Genomic DNA, 16,142 nt, shown 5'->3' with positions numbered 1-16,142 from the left:
TGGAGCCCATGCCCACCGCCACCGCAGCCCCCCTCGTGCTCGGCATCGAGTCCTCCTGCGACGAGACCGGCGTCGGCGTCGTCCGCGGCACCGCCCTGCTGGCCCACGAGGTCGCCTCCTCCGTCGAGGAGCACGTGCGCTTCGGCGGCGTGATCCCGGAGATCGCCGCCCGCGCCCACCTCGAGGCCCTCGTGCCCACGATCCGCCGCGCCCTGGACACCGCCGACGTCACCCTCGCGGACCTCGACGCGATCGCCGTCACCTCCGGCCCGGGTCTGGCGGGCGCGCTCATGGTGGGGGTCGCAGGGGCGAAGGCGCTCGCCACGGCCCTCGACACGCCCCTCTACGGCATCAACCACCTCGTGGCGCACGTGGGCGTCGGCATACTGGACGGCGTGCGGCCCGCGCAGTGGGACGACCTGCCCGCGGACTTGGGCGCGCTGCTCGTCTCCGGCGGGCACACCGAGATCCTGCGCGTGGGCCGGATCAGCTCCGAGGTCGAGCTGCTGGGCTCGACCATCGACGACGCGGCCGGCGAGGCGTATGACAAGGTCGCCCGGCTCATCGGGGCGGGCTATCCCGGGGGCCCCGTGATCGACCGGCTCGCCGCCCAGGGCGACCCGACGGCCTTCCGCTTCCCGCGCGGGCTCACCGCGGGCAAGTTCGTCGGCAGCGCCGAGGAGCCCGGCCCGCACCGGCACGACTGGTCCTTCTCCGGGCTGAAGACAGCCGTCTCCCGCGCCGTGGAGCAGTTCGAGGCGCGCGGCCTCGAGGTGCCGCGCGCGGACATCGCCGCCTCCTTCCAGGAGGCCGTCGCGGACGTGATCACCGCCAAGGCCGTCCGCGCCTGCCGCGAGCACGGGCTCACCCACCTGATGCTCGGCGGCGGCGTCGCGGCGAACTCGCGCCTGCGCGCCCTGCTCTCCGACCGGTGCCGCTCCGCCGGCATCGAGCTGACCGTCCCGCCCGTGAACCTGTGCACCGACAACGGGGCGATGGTCGCCGCGCTCGGCGCACGCCTGGTGCGCGACGGCGTCGCCCCCTCCGACGCGTGGTTCGGCGCGGACCCGGGACAGCCGGTCGAGGTCGTCAGCGTCTGACCGCGCCCGGTCTCTTGCCGCCACGCCCACGCGTTCCGTAGACAGGGCCCATGACCGGCCATGAGCACCCCCGCCCCGAGTCCACCTCCGCCGCCGTAGACGAGCAGATGCTGGAGGACTTCCTCAATCAGCACCTGCTCGGCTCCCGCTCCGGTGTGAAGGCGTTCCGCGCGGCCGAGCAGACCTGGGCCGGCACCTCGCAGGAGGCCGCGCTGCGCCGCCTCGGCGACGCCGTCCAGGACGACCAGGACCGCCTCGAGGCGCTCATCGGCGAGCTGGGCCTCCGCACCCCGCTGGTGGACCGGGCCGCCGGAGCGGCGGCCGAGGTCGGTGGACGCCTCAACCCCGTGAACGCGCTGCGCACGCGCGGCTCCGGCTGGACGCAGATCGAACTGGACCTGCTGCAGGGCATGCTCCAGGCCAAGTCCGCGATGTGGCACGTCCTCGAACAGCTGGCTCCGCACCTGCCGGCGGTCGACGCCGCCGAGATGCACGCCCTGCGCGAGAACGCCGCGGACCAGCAGCGCGAGGTCCAGCGCATCACCTCCGCCACCCTCGAGGGCCGGTTCCTGACCGGCTGAGGCCCGGGCTACTCCTCGCCCGTCTGATGCTCCCCGGACCGGCCGCCGTGCACCTCGGCGGGCAGCTCGGCCACCGGGGCGACGACGACGTCCTGCAGCTTCCAGTCCAGGTCGGCGATCGCGTCCCGCAGCGCGCAGCAGCGGCTCACCGTCACATCCGCCCCCTCGTGCGGCACCACGAACATCTCGACGTGGAACACGTGGCCCTCGTCCCGGACGCGGGCGCCCGCGTGGCGCACCCACGGCTCCGCCCAGGCGACCCGCTCGGCACGGTCGATGAGCGGGTGCGGCCGGGCGCCTTCGATCGTGGCGGCGCGACGGTCCGCCAGGTTCGTGACGGCCTCCTTCAGGTTCTTCCAGCCGTCCAGCACGATGCTCACGCCCACGAAGATCGCCGCAGCGGAGTCCGCCCACCACCAGCCCAGGCCGATGCCGGCCACGCCGACGATGGTCGCCACGCCCGTCTGCCAGTCCGCCTTGTTCATGTCCGCGTCCGCGTACAGCACGCGGTCGTGGAGCTGCTCGGCCAGCCTGAGCTTCTTGTGGCCGAGGATCATGGGCCCCGGCACGGACAGGGCCATCACGGCCATCATGAACCAGCCCTGCCACACGGTGTGCCCGAACAGGTGGAACGTGCCGATGGGCGGGTGCTCCGCCGTCACCAGGCCCAGGAGGGAGTCGCAGACGAGGACCACGCCCATCACGGACAGGGCGACGGCGGCCACGAGGTGCCCCACCCCGACGGACCGGTGAGAGCCGTAGGGCCGGGCCCGCGTCGGGGCCATGCGGGCCACGCGCAGGGCGACGAGGAACGCGATCGGCGGGATCAGGGAGAGCAGGTCCTCGATCCACGCGGCCCGCATGGCCTGCGAGGAGCCCATCACGACCGCCACGAGGACGATCGTGACCACGATCACCCCCAGCGTCGCCCATTCGAGCCGCTTGGCCTGCTGGACCACGCGCTCGATCTCCGGGGGCAGCTCCGTGGCGCCGAACCGGCGCCCGCTCGGCCCCCTCTCGCGGGTGTCCTGCCGCGTCATCGGGCAGCCTCCGCTGCGCGCTGGTCGAAGTACGCCTCGAGGGCCGTGAGCATCTGATTCTCACCCAGGGGCACGGCCATCACGAGCTTCACCGGCTCGCCGTCCGGACCCTGCGCCTCGGCGTAGTCGCGGGTGATGCTCGCGTGCGACGTCCACGGGGACGCCGAGGTCAGGCCGCCGGCCACCAGGTCCACGTCGCCCTTCTCCAGTGCGGTCATGAGCGCCTCCTCCCCGGCCACGGTCCACTCGACGCGTGCGTCGTGCGCCGCGGCGAAGCCGCGGATCAGGTCGGGCTCGGGGCCGACGGGCTCGGCGCCCGAGACGTCCACGTGAGGCGGGTGGTGCACGACGCCGACGCGCAGCACCCCGCCCGTGACGCGGTCCAGGGTGCCGTCCGGGTCGGCGGGATAGCCGGAGGAGGTGCAGGCGGTGAACCCGAGGGCGGCGCTCCCGAGCAGGCCCGTCAGGGCGGCCCGGCGGGTGAGGGTCCTCGTCCTCATTCCGTGGGCGAGTGCGAGCGGTGCCCGGCGTTGCCGAGGCCTTCGGCGCCGTCGAGATGGTCGAGCACGAGGCGGACCGCCTCCCGGGCGTCGGTGGTCTCGGACCAGCCGGTCGCGGCGCGCAGGGCCGTGGTGTCCATGATGGGCACCGCCGCCGCCATGTCCACCCACCCCGGGTCGGTGGGCTGCAGCCGTGCCCGGTAGGTCAGCGCCGCGGCCGCTCGGAACAGGCCCACGGGCAGCTCCAGGATGCGGCGCGCCCCGAGGACGGTGCCCATGGTGTGCGCGTCCAGCACGGGTTCGGCGGCCACATTGAAGGCCCCGCCCGCGCGGTGGGCGATCACGCGCCAGTACGCGTCCGCCACGTCCTGGGCCGTGAGCGCCTGGAATCGCAGGCCCCGCGGGAACGGCAGCACCGGAGCGCGCAGGCGGGCGACCAGCCGGGCGGGGACGAGGTCGCCCAAGAAGTAGTCCTTGATCTCGGGCCCGGCGGCGGACTGGAAGATCAGCCCGGGGCGCAGCCGGGTCACGAGCATCTCGGGGTGCTCGGCCTGCACGCGGTCGAGGATCGACTCGACCTCGGCCTTCTGTGCGGCGTAGTGCGAGGTGGGGACCCCGGTGGTGGGATGGGACTCGGCCACGGCGCGGCCCTTCGGGCCGGGCCCGTACGCGCCCACCGAGGACGCGTAGACCAGGTGCGGCACGCCCGCCTCGGCCACGGCCCGGAACACGCGCTCGTTGCCGGCCACGTTGACGGCGCGCAGGTGGTCGCGGTCGCGGTTGGGGCGGATCACCCACACCAGGTCGACGACGGCGTCCGCGCCGGCGACGATGTCGTGCAGCCGCCCCGCCGCCGTGGGCTCCGCGACGTCCAGGCGGTGCCACTCGACGCCGTCGTAGGGCGCTCCGGCCCGGTCCGGGCCGCGCCGACTCACGCCCACGATCGAGCTCACCTCGTCCGCGGCCTGGAGGCGGTGCAGGACAGCGGTGCCCACGTTGCCGGTGGCGCCCAGGACGACGATCCTCACGGCTTCAGGACCACCTTGACGCAGCCGTCCTCCTTCTTCTGGAACGTCTCGTAGAGGGCGGGGGCATCCTCGAGCGGGGCGGTGTGCGTGGTCAGGTCGAGCACGCCGAGGGGGTCGGACGGGTCGTCGAGCAGGGGCAGCAGGTCGTCCACCCAGCGACGGACGTTGCACTGGCCCATCGTCAGGGTGACCTGCTTGTCGAACAGGGTGAGCATCGGCATCGGGTCCTTCATGCCGCCGTAGACCCCGGAGAGCGACACCGTGCCGCCGCGCCGGACCGCGTCGATCGCGGTGTGGAGGGCGCTCAGGCGGTCGACGCCGGCGGTCTTCATGGCCGCCCGGCCGAGCGCGTCGGGCAGCAGGCCCACGGCGGTGTGGGCCGCATGCCCCGCCGGGGAGGCGTGCGCCTCCATGCCGACCGCGTCCACGACCCCGTCGGGGCCGCGGCCGCCGGTGCGCTCGCGGAGCACCTCGGCCTCGCCGCCGTCGGCGTCCAGGACCTCGATGCCGTGCCGGGCCGCCATCGCGCGGCGCTCGGGGACCGGGTCGACGCCGATCACCCGGTACCCCAGGTGCACGCCGATGCGTGCCGCCAGCTGGCCGATGGGGCCGAGGCCGAGCACTGCGAGCGTGCCGCCGTCGGGGACGTTCGCGTACTGGACCCCCTGCCAGGCGGTGGGGACGACGTCCGAGAGGAACAGCCACTGCTCATCCGGGCCGGTGTGCGGCACCTTCACGGGGCCGTAGTCCGCGTGGGGCACGCGCAGCAGCTCGGCCTGCCCGCCGGGGACGGAGCCGTAGAGCCGGGAGTAGCCGAAGAGTGCGGCGCCGGAGCCCTGCTCCCGCACCTGGGTGGTCTCGCACTGGGACTGCAGCCCGCGCTGACACATCCAGCACCGGCCGCAGGAGATGGTGAAGGGCACGACCACCCGGTCACCGGGCCGGATGTGGGTGACCTCGGACCCGACCTCGCGGACGATGCCCATCGGCTCGTGGCCGATCACATCCCCCGCGTCCATGAACGGCCCCAGGACCTCGTACAGATGCAGGTCCGACCCGCAGATGCCGGTCGAGGTGACCTCGATGATCGCGTCCGTCGGCTCCTGGATCTGAGGATCCGGGACGTCCTCGACGGTGACGTTGCGCTTTCCCTGCCATGTGAGTGCTCGCATGATGCGACCGTAGACGCGCCGGGCGGGGCGGCGGAAGCCTGCAGGGGCGGCGGGGCCGCCACCTCGCCGGGGGAGCGGCCGCTCAGCCGGTGCGGCCGTCCAGCGACGCGCGGGTGCGGGCGGCGGCGTCCAGCACGACCGCGCGCAGCGGGGCCACCGCGTCATCCGCGTCCTCACCCGCGGCCGGCGGGCCGGCCAGGGCCTGTGCCTCCACGCGACGCTGACGCGCGGCGCCGCCGTCGTCGATCATCGCCTGGACGCCGGCGAGCTCCGCCGCGCAGCCCAGCCGCTCGGCGACCGGGGTCAGTCGCTCGATCTCCGCCGGCAGGTGCTCCGCCAGCGGGACCTGGGTGCCCCGGGCGTCCACGATCACGGTGGCGTCCATGCCGTACCGGGCGGCGCGCCACTTGTTCTCCTGCACGTGCCACGGCGGCAGGACCTCGACCGTCTCACCGCGCTCCAGGCTCGCGGACAGGTCGTCCACGAGGCACTGCGTGTAGGCGGTCACGGCGGCGATCTCCTCGAGCGTGGCCAGGCCGTCGCACGCGCGCATCTCCACCGTGCCCAGGCGGGGCACGGCCCGCACGTCCCAGCGGCACTCGGTGACGTCCGCGATCATGCCCACCTGCTCCATCTGGGCCACGCAGCGCTCGAAGTCCTCCCACTCCTGGAACTGGAACGGCAGGCCGGCCGTGGGCAGCTGCTGGAACAGGAGGGTGCGCTGGGACTGGTAGCCCGTGTCCGTACCCGCCCAGAAGGGGGAGGAGGCCGAGAGTGCGAGCAGGTGCGGCACGCGGTTGACCAGGCCGTTCACCACCGGCATGGCCTTGGAGACGTCGTCCAGGCCCACGTGCACGTGCACGCCGAAGATCAGCAGCTGCCGACCCCAGTACTGGGTGAGATCCAGCATGCGGTCGTAGCGCTCACTGGGCGTCGAGGGCTGCGCGATCGCGTCCGCGAACGGGTGCGTGCCCTGGCAGAACAGGGAGATGCCCCGCGCAGCCGCGGCGTCGGCCACGCGCGCGGCGATCCGGCCGAGGTCCGCCGTCGCGGCGTCGACGCGCTCGTGCACGCCCGTGACGAGCTCCACCGTGTTCTGCAGCAGCTCGCTGGTCATGTGCGGGTTCACGTCGTCCTCGGCGAGGCCCTCGGTCGCATGCAGGGTGCGCAGCAGGTCCGGGGCCTCGGAGCGCAGCTCGCCGGACACGGCATCCACGAGCGCGAGCTCCCACTCGATTCCGAGAGTGGACTGCGCGGAGTCGGCGAAGGGCAGAGTCATGCCGCCCATCCTAGAAGCCCGTGCCGGGTCTGCGCCCGGGGTCCACGCTTCGGACCTAGGGTGGGGCGCATGGCCCGCCCCCGCCCCGCCTCCCGCCCGCCGCGCCCCACGGCCGCCGCCTCGGAGGCGGACGACACCGCCCTGGCCCCCGTCCTCGAGCCGGAGGGCCGCGCACTGCTCGACTCCCTCGCCGGGTACCGCGAGGCCGACGCGCTCGCGGTCTCCTCCCGCCTGCGCGCCGCGGGGCACCCGCCCGAGCGCGTGGCCGCCGCGCTGACCCAGGCCGCGCTGCGGTCCCGGGCGGAGGCCCGCCTCGGGCCGGAGGCGCGCCGGATGCTGTTCACGCGCGACGGCCTGGAGCAGGCCACCCGCCCGCTGGTCGCGGGCCTGCATGCGGACCGGCTGGCGGCCGCGGGGGCCCGGCGCGTCGCCGACCTCGGCTGCGGTCTCGGCCTGGACGCGCGCGCCTTCGCCGACCGGGGCCTGGACGTCGTGGCGGTGGAGCGGGACGCCGTCGTCGCCGCGGCCGCCGAGGTGAACCTCGCCGGCCACCGCGGAGCGCGTGTGGTGCACGGCGACGCCGTGGCCTGGGCCCGCGCCCACGTGCCCGCCGAGGCGGACGCGGTGTGGCTGGACCCCGCCCGCCGTCAGGTCGGCGGGGGCGGGTCCGCGCGCGTGTTCGACCCCGAGGCGTTCTCCCCGCCCCTGAGCGTCGTGACGGACATCGCCGCGACGGGCGTCCCGCTCGGTGTCAAGCTCGGCCCGGGGCTCCCGCACGAGGCCGTGCCGGCGGGCGCCGAGGCCGAGTGGGTGAGCGTCGACGGCGACGTCGTGGAGGCCGCCCTGTGGTTCAACGCGGCGGCCCGCCCCGGGGTGCGGCGGGCGGCGCGCGTCATGACCGTCCGGGGCGGGGAGACGACGACGGCGCAGCTCGTCTCCGGCGCGGACTTCGGCGACTCGCCCGAGGTCGAGGCCGTGGGGGAGGAGGGCATGGCGGGGCTCGTCGGCGCGGTCCTGCACGAGCCGGACGGCGCCGTCATCCGGGCCGGACTCGTGACGGACCTGGCCGCGTCCTGGCCCGTGCCGACGCGGCAGCTGGACCCCCACCTGGCCTACCTCGTCGCGCCCGAGCCCGTGCACGACGGCCTGGCCCGCGCCCATCGGATCGAGGCGGTGCACGGTTTCCACCTGGCCTCCCTGCGGCGCTGGGCGAAGGAGACCGGGGTGGGCCGGCTGGACGTGAAGAAGCGGGGCATCCGCGAGACGCCCGAGGAGGTGCGTCGCGCCGTCCTCGGCGGGGCGAAGCCGGGCCGGCGTGGCGGGGCCGGACGGCACGCCACCCTCGTGCTGGCGCGCGTGGGTCGGTCGCGGTTCGCCCTCGAGGTGACGCCGTTGGACTGACGGGGCTCGAGGCCGCGGGCCCCGGGCGGCGGGAGCCGTCGAACCCCCGTTGGGGGATTACGGCACCCTCGTGTACGGTATTCGACTGAGGCAAGGCTCACCTCCACGGGAGCGCGCCCACCACCCCGACTGCTCATCCCGGGGCAGCCCCGCCGCCCAGAAGGAGAACCATGCCGCGTTCCGTCAGCGCCCCCCGCCTCGCCCGTCTCGCCCTGACCTCGGTGGCGGCCCTCGCCCTCGTCGGCTGCTCCGCCGGCGGCGCGGCCACGGGCTCGTCCTCCGCGAGCGCCTCCGGCGAGTCCTCGGCCTCCGCGAGCGCCGCCGGCGGCTCCTCGGCCGCCTCGGGCGGCATCGCGACCGGGGTCACCGTCACCGACATGTCCGGCGCCGAGGTCACCCTGCCGGAGGAGGTCGACTCCGTCATCGCCACGGACAACCGCACCTTCCGCACCCTGGACGACTGGGGAGTCGAGCTGTCGGCCGCACCGAAGCAGATCATGTACAAGGGCGAGGGCGGGCCCTCCTACCTCCAGGACGACTCGGTCGCCGACATCGGCAACCACCGGGAGCCGGACATGGAGCTGTTCGTCACGGCCGAGCCGGACGTCGTGTTCAACGGCCAGCGGTTCAACGAGCGCAAGGCCGAGATCGACGAGCTGACCGGCGACGCCGCCGTCGTGGACACGGACTTCGACGTCACGCAGACCCCCATGGACGAGGGCCTGAAGGAGCTGACCACCCTGCTGGGCGAGGCCACCGGCCACGAGGCCGATGCCGAGAAGCTCATCGCCGACTTCGACGCCGCCACCCAGCGCGCCAAGGACGCCTACGACCCCGAGCAGACCGTCATGGGCCTCATCGCCTCGGGCGGAGAGCTGTCGTACGTCGCGCCCAGCACCGGTCGCGCCATCGGCCCGTTCTTCGACATGCTGGAGCTGACCCCGGCCCTCGAGCAGTCGGGCACCGACAACCACCAGGGCGACGACATCTCCGTCGAGGCCATCGCGAAGTCGAACCCGGACTGGCTGATCGTCATGGACCGCGACGCCGCCATCGGCGAGGAGAACGCCACCGCCGCCGAGCTGATCGAGCGCTCCGAGGCCCTCCAGGACGTGACCGCGGTGAAGGAGGGCAACATCGTCTACCTGCCCGCCGACTTCTACGTCGCCGAGGACATCCAGAACCACACCACCGTCATGGAGGACCTCGCGAAGGCCTTCGAAGGCGCGCAGTGACTCTCGACGTGCGTCACCACGTCGCCGACGCCCCGCCCCGGCTCGAGGAGCCGGGGCGGGGCGACCGCGTGTGCTGGGTCCCGCCCGCCGTCCTGCGGCCCGAGCGCACCCGCTGGCAGCGCACCTGGCCGCTGCTGGTCGGCGTCGTGGTGACCGCGGCCCTCATCGTGGTCTCGCTGTTCGTGGGCGTGTACGACGTCGGCGCGGAGGGCGGACGCGAGATGTTCGCCATCACGCGCGTGCCGCGCACGGTCGCCCTCGTGCTGGCCGGCGCCTCGATGGCGATGTGCGGGCTGATCATGCAGCTCATGACGCAGAACCGCTTCGTGGAGCCCAGCACCACGGGCACCACCGAGTGGGCCGGCCTCGGCCTGCTGGTGACCATGGTGCTCGTGCCGGGTGCGGGCCTGGTGACCCGGATGGTCGGGGCCATCCTCTTCGCCTTCGTCGGCACCCTCGTCTTCTTCCTCTTCCTGCGGCGGGTGCGCCTGCAGTCCTCCCTCATCGTGCCGATCGTGGGCATCATGCTCGGCGCCGTCGTGGGCGCCGCGTCGACGTTCCTCGCCCTCCAGACGGACATGCTGCAGCAGGTGGGCGCGTGGTTCGCGGGCTCGTTCACCTCCGTGGTCCGCGGCCGGTATGAGCTGCTCTTCCTCGTGCTGATCGTGTGCGTGGCGGTCTTCGTCATCGCGGACCGCTTCACCGTGGCCGGCCTCGGCAAGGACGTCGCCACGAACGTCGGCCTCAACTACGACGCCGTGATCCTCACCGGCGTGGCCATGGTGGCCGTGGCCACCGGCGTGGTCACCGTGGTGATCGGGGCCCTCCCGTTCCTGGGGCTCGTGGTCCCCAACCTCGTGTCCATGGTGCGCGGCGACAACCTGCGGACGAACCTGCCCTGGGTGGTCATGGTCGGCGTGTGGATCGTGATCGTCTGCGACCTGATCGGGCGCACCGTGATCGCCCCGTTCGAGGTGCCCATCTCGCTGATCCTGGGCCTCGTGGGCGCGATCGTGTTCCTCGCCCTGCTGCTGAGGCAGGCCAAGCATGGCTGAGCCGCTCGCGACCGCCCCGGGTCGCATCCCCGCCCCGCCCGGCGGCGCCACCGCGGCCGGGCCCGTCGAGGCCGACGCCCCGCGCCGGTCCGGCGCGTTCGTCACCGCCGCCGACCGCCGGAGGTATGCGGTCGTCGTCGCCGTGCTGGCCGCCGTCGCCGTGCTCTCCACCGCCGGGATCCTGCTGTGGGGCAACGAGGCCGAACCCGGTTCGCGCGCGTTCTGGATGATCGCGCGGATGCGCGTGGAGTCCCTGGGCGTGATCGGCATCGTGGCACTGTGCCACTCCTTCGCGACCGTCACCTTCCACACGGTGACGGGCAACCGCATCATCACGCCCTCGATCATGGGGTTCGAGGCGCTCTACACCGCCGTGTCGACCGTCGCCGTGTACGTGCTGGGAGCCGCCGGCGTCGCGGTGCTGACCGGGGTGGGGCCGTTCCTCGCCCAGGCCGCGCTCATGGTGGCGCTGGCGACGGCCCTGTACTCGTGGCTGCTCTCCCGGCCCTACGGCAGCGTCCATCTGATGCTGCTCGTGGGCGTGGTGCTGGGCGGCGGGCTGGCCGCGCTGAGCACGTTCATGCAGCGACTGCTGGACCCGAACTCGTTCGACCTGCTGAGCGCGCGGCTCTTCGGCAACATCTCCAACGCCCGGACCGAGTACGTGGCGATCGCCGCGCCCATCGCCGTCGTCGTGTGCGCGCTGCTGTGGCTGCGCTCCCGCCGCCTGAACACGGTGGCGCTCGGCGCCGACGCCGCGACCAACCTGGGCCTGCCCCACCGGCGCGAGCTCATGGTGACGCTGCTGCTGGTCTCCGTGCTGATGGCCATGACCACCGCGCTCGTGGGCCCGATGACGTTCCTCGGCTTCCTCGTGGCGACGCTGGCGTACAGCCTCGTCGACACCCACGACCACCGGTTCATCCTCCCGGTGGCGGCGCTGGCCGGGTACGCGGTGCTCACGAGCGCCTACTTCGTGCTGCGGCACGTGTTCTACGCGGGGGGTGCGGTCACGGTGGTCATCGAGCTGATCGGCGGCATCACCTTCCTGGTCGTCGTGATGAGAAAGGGACGTCTGTGATCGAGCTGCGCGGCGTGGTGAAGCGCCACAGCGACGAGGTGTGCATCGGACCCGTGGACCTGGACATCCAGGCCGGGGGAGTGACGGCGCTCGTGGGGCCCAACGGGGCGGGCAAGTCCACGCTGCTGACGATGATCGGCCGGCTGCAGGACGCCGACGCCGGGACGATCGCCGTGGGCGGGCACGACATCACCACGACGCCGTCCCGGAAGATCGCGCAGACCCTGTCCATCCTGCGGCAGGAGAACCACTTCGTGACGCGGCTGACCGTGCGGCAGCTCGTGGGGTTCGGGCGCTACCCGTACACGCGCGGCCGGCTGACCCTGGAGGACGAGCGGCACGTGTCCGACGCGATCGACTTCCTCAACCTCGGCCCGTTCGAGAACCGGTACCTCGACCAGCTCTCGGGCGGCCAGCGGCAGCGGGCGTACGTGGCGATGGTGCTGGCGCAGAACACCGAGTACGTGCTGCTGGACGAGCCGCTGAACAACCTGGACATGCAGCACTCGGTGCAGATGATGCAGCAGCTGCGTCGGGCGGCCGACGAGCTGGGCCGGACCGTGGTGATCGTGCTGCACGACATCAACTTCGCCGCCCACTACGCCGACCGGATCGTGGCCATGGGCGACGGCCAGGTGGTGGAGACCGGCACCCCGGCCGAGATCCTGCGCCCTGAGGTGCTGGAGCGGATCTTCAAGACCCCCTGCAGCGTGGTGGACGGACCGCACGGGCCGCTGGCCGTGTACTACTGAGCGGGGCGACGGTGAGGCCGGCCCGGGTCGGTCCGGGCGGGGGTCGGGTGCCCGGCCGACGCGAGCGTTCCGTGGGCAGAACCCGCCGGGTCTCGCCTTCCGGGGGCAGAACCCGCGTGTTTCCAGGTTCCGTGGGCAGAAGCACCCTCGCTTCTGCCCACGGAACCCCTGCGCATGGACGGCAGGGCCATACGCGACGACGACGTCATGCATCCCAGCCGTTCGAGACCTGTGCCCGTCGTCTGAGGACGGCCTCGATCACCCGCGCGTATCCCTCGCCGACGTCCCGGCCCGTGACGTGCAGGGTCATCTGCCCACGCTCCGCGTAGTACTGGTCTCGCCGGGCGTCCCGGGCGTGTTGCTCGGCACTCCGGTGCACCTCGCCGTCGTACTGGAGGACGAGCCGGCAGTCCTCGAACCACAGATCGGCCTCGGGGGCGTCCCGCCGCCCGGGGTCGAACACGTGCTGCAGAGCCGGCTCGCCCAGCCCCGCCTCGACGAGCGCCAGCCTCAGCCGGGTCTCCTGCGGCGAGTCGGCACCCACCCGTACGCGCTCGAGCGCCGCCGTCGCCCGCGGTCTTCCGACGAACCGCCCGAGCGGCCGCATCGCCTCGTGCAGCGCGGTGACCGTGGTGATGGGAGGCCGCCGGCCGCGCGGAGACCAGGGGTGACGGACCAGGTGGTCACCCGCCGACACGAGGGATGCCTCGTCCCAGGGGTGGCCGATCGAGCACAGATCGAGCCAGGTCCGTTCCGGCGTCGTCACCCGTAGCCCGAGCACGGAGGTGACGTGGCCGGCGGGCAGGGGTCTGCGGTGCTCCATGACGCCGGGGATCCGCGCCCGTGCGGTGCCGCGGTGCAACGTGATCTCGACGGCGGCGCGTCGCGTGGCCCCGCCCGGGGGAAGCGGGAGGCCGTGGAGGTGCGCCGCCGTCTCGTGGGAGAGGACGGCGTCGGGACGGGACCGCAGGAGGGCGGTCAGCAGGTCGAGGCCGACCCCGTGGTGCGGCGGCGGGAGCCCAGCCGACTCCCAGGTGCGCAGCGGCATGTCACGGCGACGGTGGATGCCGCGGGCGAGGCGGAGGACGTCGGACCGCCGCACCCGGCTGGGCGGTAGACCGCGTTCGAGCACGTCGCGGGTGGTGAAGACGGGGACGAGGGGGAGGTCGGGAGCGAAGGGCATGGGTCGACCCTGACGCGGTCGGTCCGACGGCGGCCGGGCGGGCCGCGTGTCTGTGCACAACGGCGCGGGGTGGGCCGGCTGTGCAGGACTCGGCGACGGCCGGTTGTCCCGTCGGGACGACGTCGTCATGGCTCGGTGGGCAGAACTGCGAGGAGTTCCGCCCACGCAACATCCGTGGGCGGAAGAGAGGGCGCTTCTGCCCACGGAGATCGAAAACCTGCGGATGCTGCCCACGCGATGGGCGGGGGTGCGGTTTCTGCCCACGGAGGGTGGCGGGGGGCAGGGTGGGGAGTGGGGGAGGGACAGGATCCCGGCCGCAGTCGTGACCACTCCGTGTGCCCCCGGGCCCGGAACCCGCCCGGCCCGCCGCCCCACCGCATCGTGCCACCGACCTCCGCCCTCGGCGGACGGCGGGGACACGGCTGGCACTCATGTTGAAGGAGTGCCAAAACCCGGAGTAGAATCGGGGCTGGCACCCGGGGGTACCTGGTGCCAATGCCCGAGGTGGACCGTCCGGCACCGCGACGACGGAGGGTCTGACGCCCGTGGCGCACCCGCAGACCACAGCATCAGCGGACCGGCGAGCCCGCCGGAGCCGCACGTCGACGAAGAAGGAGTGTGCAGCATGTCTGTCTCCATCAAGCCCCTCGAGGATCGCATCGTTGTCCGCCCCCTGGAGGCCGAGCAGACCACCGCGTCGGGCCTCGTGATCCCGGACACCGCCAAGGAGAAGCCGCAGGAGGGCCAGGTCGTGGCCGTGGGCCCGGGCCGGGTCGCCGAGAACGGCAACCGCGTGCCGGTCGACGTCGCCGAGGGTGACGTGGTGCTGTACTCCAAGTACGGCGGCACCGAGGTCAAGGTCGGCGGCGAGGAGTACCTGGTGCTCTCCGCCCGCGACGTGCTGGCCGTCGTCACCAAGTGACCCCACCGCGACGGGCCCGGTGAGCGGCACGCACCGCACCGGTGCGCGCGCCCCGGGCCCCTCGCGTCTCCGCACCCCCTGACTCCCTGAACGAAAGGAGCGTCCGTCATGGCCAAGCAGCTGGCTTTCAACGACGACGCACGCCGCGCCCTCCAGGCCGGCATCGACAAGCTCGCCGACACCGTCAAGGTCACCCTCGGCCCCAAGGGCCGCAATGTGGTGCTCGACAAGGCGTGGGGCGCCCCCACCATCACCAACGACGGCGTCACGATCGCCCGTGAGGTGGAGCTGGAGGACCCGTACGAGAACATGGGCGCCCAGCTCGCCAAGGAGGTCGCCACCAAGACCAACGACATCGCAGGCGACGGCACCACCACCGCCACCGTGCTGGCCCAGGCGCTCGTGAACGAGGGCATGCGCCAGGTCGCCGCCGGCGCCGCGCCGGGCGAGGTCAAGAGGGGCATCGAGGTGGCCGTGGCCGCCGTCGAGCAGCGCCTGCAGGAGAACGCCCGCCCGGTCGAGGGCAAGGAGGTGGCCCACGTGGCCGCCATCTCGGCCCAGAACGACGAGGTCGGCGAGCTGCTGGCCCGCGCGTTCGACACGGTCGGCACCGACGGCGTCATCACCATCGAGGAGTCCTCCACGACCTCCACCGAGCTGGACGTCACCGAGGGCATGCAGTTCGACAAGGGCTTCCTGTCCCCGTACATGGTCACCGACGCCGAGCGTCAGGAGGCCGTGCTCGAGGACGCCTACGTCCTGATCAACTCGGGCAAGATCTCCAACGTGCAGGAGCTGCTGCCCCTGCTGGAGAAGGTCGTGCAGGCCAACAAGCCGCTGTTCGTGATCGCCGAGGACATCGAGGGCGAGGCCCTGTCCACCCTCGTGGTCAACAAGATCCGCGGCACCCTGAACGTCGTGGCCGTCAAGGCTCCGGGCTTCGGCGACCGCCGCAAGGCCATGATGCAGGACATCGCGATCCTCACCGGCGCCCAGGTCGTCTCCCCGGACCTCGGCATGAAGCTCGAGCAGGCCGACCTGGACGTGCTCGGCTCCGCCCGCCGCATCACCGTCACCAAGGACGAGACCACCATCGTCGACGGCGGCGGTGCGCCCGAGGACGTCGAGGCCCGGATCGCCCAGATCAAGGCCGAGGCCGCCGCGACCGACTCCGACTGGGACCGCGAGAAGCTCCAGGAGCGTCTCGCCAAGCTCTCCGGCGGCATCGGCGTGATCCGCGTGGGCGCCGCCACCGAGGTGGAGCTCAAGGAGCGCAAGCACCGCATCGAGGACGCCGTGTCCTCGACCCGCGCCGCCCTCGAGGAGGGCATCGTGGCCGGCGGCGGCACCGCGCTCATCAACGCGCTGACCGTGCTCGACACCGACGCCGACGTCCAGGCCCTGACCGGTGACGCCGCCGTGGGCGTGGACATCGTCCGCAAGGCCCTGAAGCAGCCGCTGCGCTGGATCGCCCAGAACGCGGGCGAGGACGGCTACGTGGTGGTCTCCAAGGTCGCCGAGCTGGAGCCGAACCACGGCTTCAACGCGAAGACCGGCGTCTACGGCGACCTGATCGCCGACGGCGTGATCGACCCGGTCAAGGTGACGCGCTCCGCGCTGGCCAACGCCACCTCCATCGCGGCCCTCGTGCTGACCACCGAGACCCTCGTGGCGGACAAGCCCGCCGACGAGGACGAGGCCGGCCACCAGCACTGACCCCTGAGTCGGCCCTGACACGGCCGGCTGTCGACGACGGCCCCTCACCCGCCCGGGTGAGGGGCCGTCGTCGTCCGGGCGGGAGACGCCGGCCGTC

General features: G+C 73.2%; 15 protein-coding genes. 9 read left to right on the top strand and 6 right to left on the bottom strand.

Annotated elements, in window-relative coordinates:
* Positions 1–8: 8 nt before the first annotated feature.
* Both tsaD and ACFI33_RS01150 read left to right on the top strand, forming a co-directional pair.
* Entirely contained in the window at positions 9–1,100 is a 1,092-nt protein-coding gene (gene tsaD, locus ACFI33_RS01155; protein ID WP_127435380.1) for a tRNA (adenosine(37)-N6)-threonylcarbamoyltransferase complex transferase subunit TsaD, read from the top strand.
* 50 nt (positions 1,101–1,150) lie between these two features.
* Positions 1,151–1,681: a hypothetical protein gene (locus ACFI33_RS01150; protein WP_036338020.1), complete on the top strand. Its 531-nt coding sequence runs from the start codon at positions 1,151–1,153 to the stop codon at positions 1,679–1,681.
* An 8-nt stretch (positions 1,682–1,689) separates the two neighbouring features.
* On the opposite strand, the gene ACFI33_RS01145 is transcribed toward ACFI33_RS01150, so the two are convergent.
* The 5 genes from ACFI33_RS01145 to ACFI33_RS01125 all read right to left on the bottom strand — a co-directional run bounded on the left by ACFI33_RS01145 (position 1,690) and on the right by ACFI33_RS01125 (position 6,700).
* Positions 1,690–2,721 (bottom strand): cation diffusion facilitator family transporter, encoded by a 1,032-nt coding sequence (locus ACFI33_RS01145; RefSeq protein ID WP_127435379.1) that lies wholly within the window; start codon positions 2,719–2,721, stop codon positions 1,690–1,692.
* Positions 2,718–3,221 (bottom strand): transglycosylase SLT domain-containing protein, encoded by a 504-nt coding sequence (locus ACFI33_RS01140; protein ID WP_036338026.1) that lies wholly within the window; start codon positions 3,219–3,221, stop codon positions 2,718–2,720. Before ACFI33_RS01140 ends, ACFI33_RS01145 begins: the two co-directional genes overlap by 4 nt.
* Positions 3,218–4,249 (bottom strand): NAD-dependent epimerase/dehydratase family protein, encoded by a 1,032-nt coding sequence (locus tag ACFI33_RS01135; RefSeq protein ID WP_036338029.1) that lies wholly within the window; start codon positions 4,247–4,249, stop codon positions 3,218–3,220. Before ACFI33_RS01135 ends, ACFI33_RS01140 begins: the two co-directional genes overlap by 4 nt.
* The gene (locus ACFI33_RS01130; RefSeq protein WP_158183906.1) at positions 4,246–5,421 is read right to left on the bottom strand and encodes an alcohol dehydrogenase catalytic domain-containing protein; all 1,176 of its coding nucleotides are present in this window, start codon (positions 5,419–5,421) and stop codon (positions 4,246–4,248) included. The genes ACFI33_RS01135 and ACFI33_RS01130 overlap by 4 nt, the downstream gene beginning before the upstream one ends.
* A gap of 82 nt (positions 5,422–5,503) precedes the next feature.
* Positions 5,504–6,700, bottom strand: coding sequence for a glutamate--cysteine ligase (locus ACFI33_RS01125; RefSeq protein ID WP_127435573.1), 1,197 nt, complete (start codon positions 6,698–6,700; stop codon positions 5,504–5,506).
* Positions 6,701–6,769: 69 nt separating this feature from the next.
* Here ACFI33_RS01125 and ACFI33_RS01120 point away from each other — a divergent pair, with 69 nt between their 5' ends.
* The 5 genes from ACFI33_RS01120 (at position 6,770) to ACFI33_RS01100 (ending at position 12,224) form a co-directional block, all read left to right on the top strand.
* The gene (locus ACFI33_RS01120) at positions 6,770–8,101 is read left to right on the top strand and encodes a THUMP-like domain-containing protein (RefSeq protein WP_462623659.1); all 1,332 of its coding nucleotides are present in this window, start codon (positions 6,770–6,772) and stop codon (positions 8,099–8,101) included.
* 170 nt (positions 8,102–8,271) lie between these two features.
* Complete coding sequence (locus ACFI33_RS01115; protein WP_127435090.1) at positions 8,272–9,336, top strand: siderophore ABC transporter substrate-binding protein; 1,065 nt, start codon at positions 8,272–8,274, stop codon at positions 9,334–9,336.
* Positions 9,333–10,391: an ABC transporter permease gene (locus ACFI33_RS01110; protein ID WP_080694961.1), complete on the top strand. Its 1,059-nt coding sequence runs from the start codon at positions 9,333–9,335 to the stop codon at positions 10,389–10,391. The genes ACFI33_RS01115 and ACFI33_RS01110 overlap by 4 nt, the downstream gene beginning before the upstream one ends.
* A complete protein-coding gene (locus tag ACFI33_RS01105; protein ID WP_127435089.1) occupies positions 10,384–11,472 on the top strand; it encodes an iron chelate uptake ABC transporter family permease subunit in 1,089 nt (362 codons plus the stop codon). The genes ACFI33_RS01110 and ACFI33_RS01105 overlap by 8 nt, the downstream gene beginning before the upstream one ends.
* A complete protein-coding gene (locus tag ACFI33_RS01100) occupies positions 11,469–12,224 on the top strand; it encodes an iron ABC transporter ATP-binding protein (protein WP_002857584.1) in 756 nt (251 codons plus the stop codon). Before ACFI33_RS01105 ends, ACFI33_RS01100 begins: the two co-directional genes overlap by 4 nt.
* Positions 12,225–12,429: 205 nt before the next feature.
* On the opposite strand, the gene ACFI33_RS01095 is transcribed toward ACFI33_RS01100, so the two are convergent.
* Positions 12,430–13,407 carry a hypothetical protein gene (locus ACFI33_RS01095; RefSeq protein WP_036384981.1) on the bottom strand — a complete coding sequence of 326 codons (978 nt, stop codon included), beginning with the start codon at positions 13,405–13,407 and terminating at the stop codon, positions 12,430–12,432.
* A gap of 625 nt (positions 13,408–14,032) precedes the next feature.
* On the opposite strand from ACFI33_RS01095, the gene groES reads away from it, so the two are divergent.
* The gene (gene groES / locus ACFI33_RS01090) at positions 14,033–14,329 is read left to right on the top strand and encodes a co-chaperone GroES (RefSeq protein ID WP_002857590.1); all 297 of its coding nucleotides are present in this window, start codon (positions 14,033–14,035) and stop codon (positions 14,327–14,329) included.
* Positions 14,330–14,437: 108 nt separating this feature from the next.
* Positions 14,438–16,045 (top strand): chaperonin GroEL, encoded by a 1,608-nt coding sequence (gene groL, locus ACFI33_RS01085; RefSeq protein WP_036340907.1) that lies wholly within the window; start codon positions 14,438–14,440, stop codon positions 16,043–16,045.
* The last annotated feature ends 97 nt before the right edge of the window (positions 16,046–16,142 follow it).

Source organism: Micrococcus sp. PSi08, assembly GCF_054960655.1.
The sequence above is the reverse complement of the archived record's forward strand: the minus strand, read 5'-3'. Positions and strand labels throughout refer to the sequence as shown.

Coding starts and splice junctions, on each gene's coding strand:
- groL (WP_036340907.1), top strand. CDS start 14,438: ATGGCCAAGCAGCTGGCTTTCAACGACGACGCACGCCGCGCCCTCCAG.
- ACFI33_RS01120 (WP_462623659.1), top strand. CDS start 6,770: ATGGCCCGCCCCCGCCCCGCCTCCCGCCCGCCGCGCCCCACGGCCGCC.
- ACFI33_RS01145 (WP_127435379.1), bottom strand. CDS start 2,721: ATGACGCGGCAGGACACCCGCGAGAGGGGGCCGAGCGGGCGCCGGTTC.
- ACFI33_RS01095 (WP_036384981.1), bottom strand. CDS start 13,407: ATGCCCTTCGCTCCCGACCTCCCCCTCGTCCCCGTCTTCACCACCCGC.
- ACFI33_RS01105 (WP_127435089.1), top strand. CDS start 10,384: ATGGCTGAGCCGCTCGCGACCGCCCCGGGTCGCATCCCCGCCCCGCCC.
- ACFI33_RS01150 (WP_036338020.1), top strand. CDS start 1,151: ATGACCGGCCATGAGCACCCCCGCCCCGAGTCCACCTCCGCCGCCGTA.
- ACFI33_RS01125 (WP_127435573.1), bottom strand. CDS start 6,700: ATGACTCTGCCCTTCGCCGACTCCGCGCAGTCCACTCTCGGAATCGAG.
- ACFI33_RS01115 (WP_127435090.1), top strand. CDS start 8,272: ATGCCGCGTTCCGTCAGCGCCCCCCGCCTCGCCCGTCTCGCCCTGACC.
- ACFI33_RS01140 (WP_036338026.1), bottom strand. CDS start 3,221: ATGAGGACGAGGACCCTCACCCGCCGGGCCGCCCTGACGGGCCTGCTC.
- groES (WP_002857590.1), top strand. CDS start 14,033: ATGTCTGTCTCCATCAAGCCCCTCGAGGATCGCATCGTTGTCCGCCCC.
- tsaD (WP_127435380.1), top strand. CDS start 9: ATGCCCACCGCCACCGCAGCCCCCCTCGTGCTCGGCATCGAGTCCTCC.
- ACFI33_RS01130 (WP_158183906.1), bottom strand. CDS start 5,421: ATGCGAGCACTCACATGGCAGGGAAAGCGCAACGTCACCGTCGAGGAC.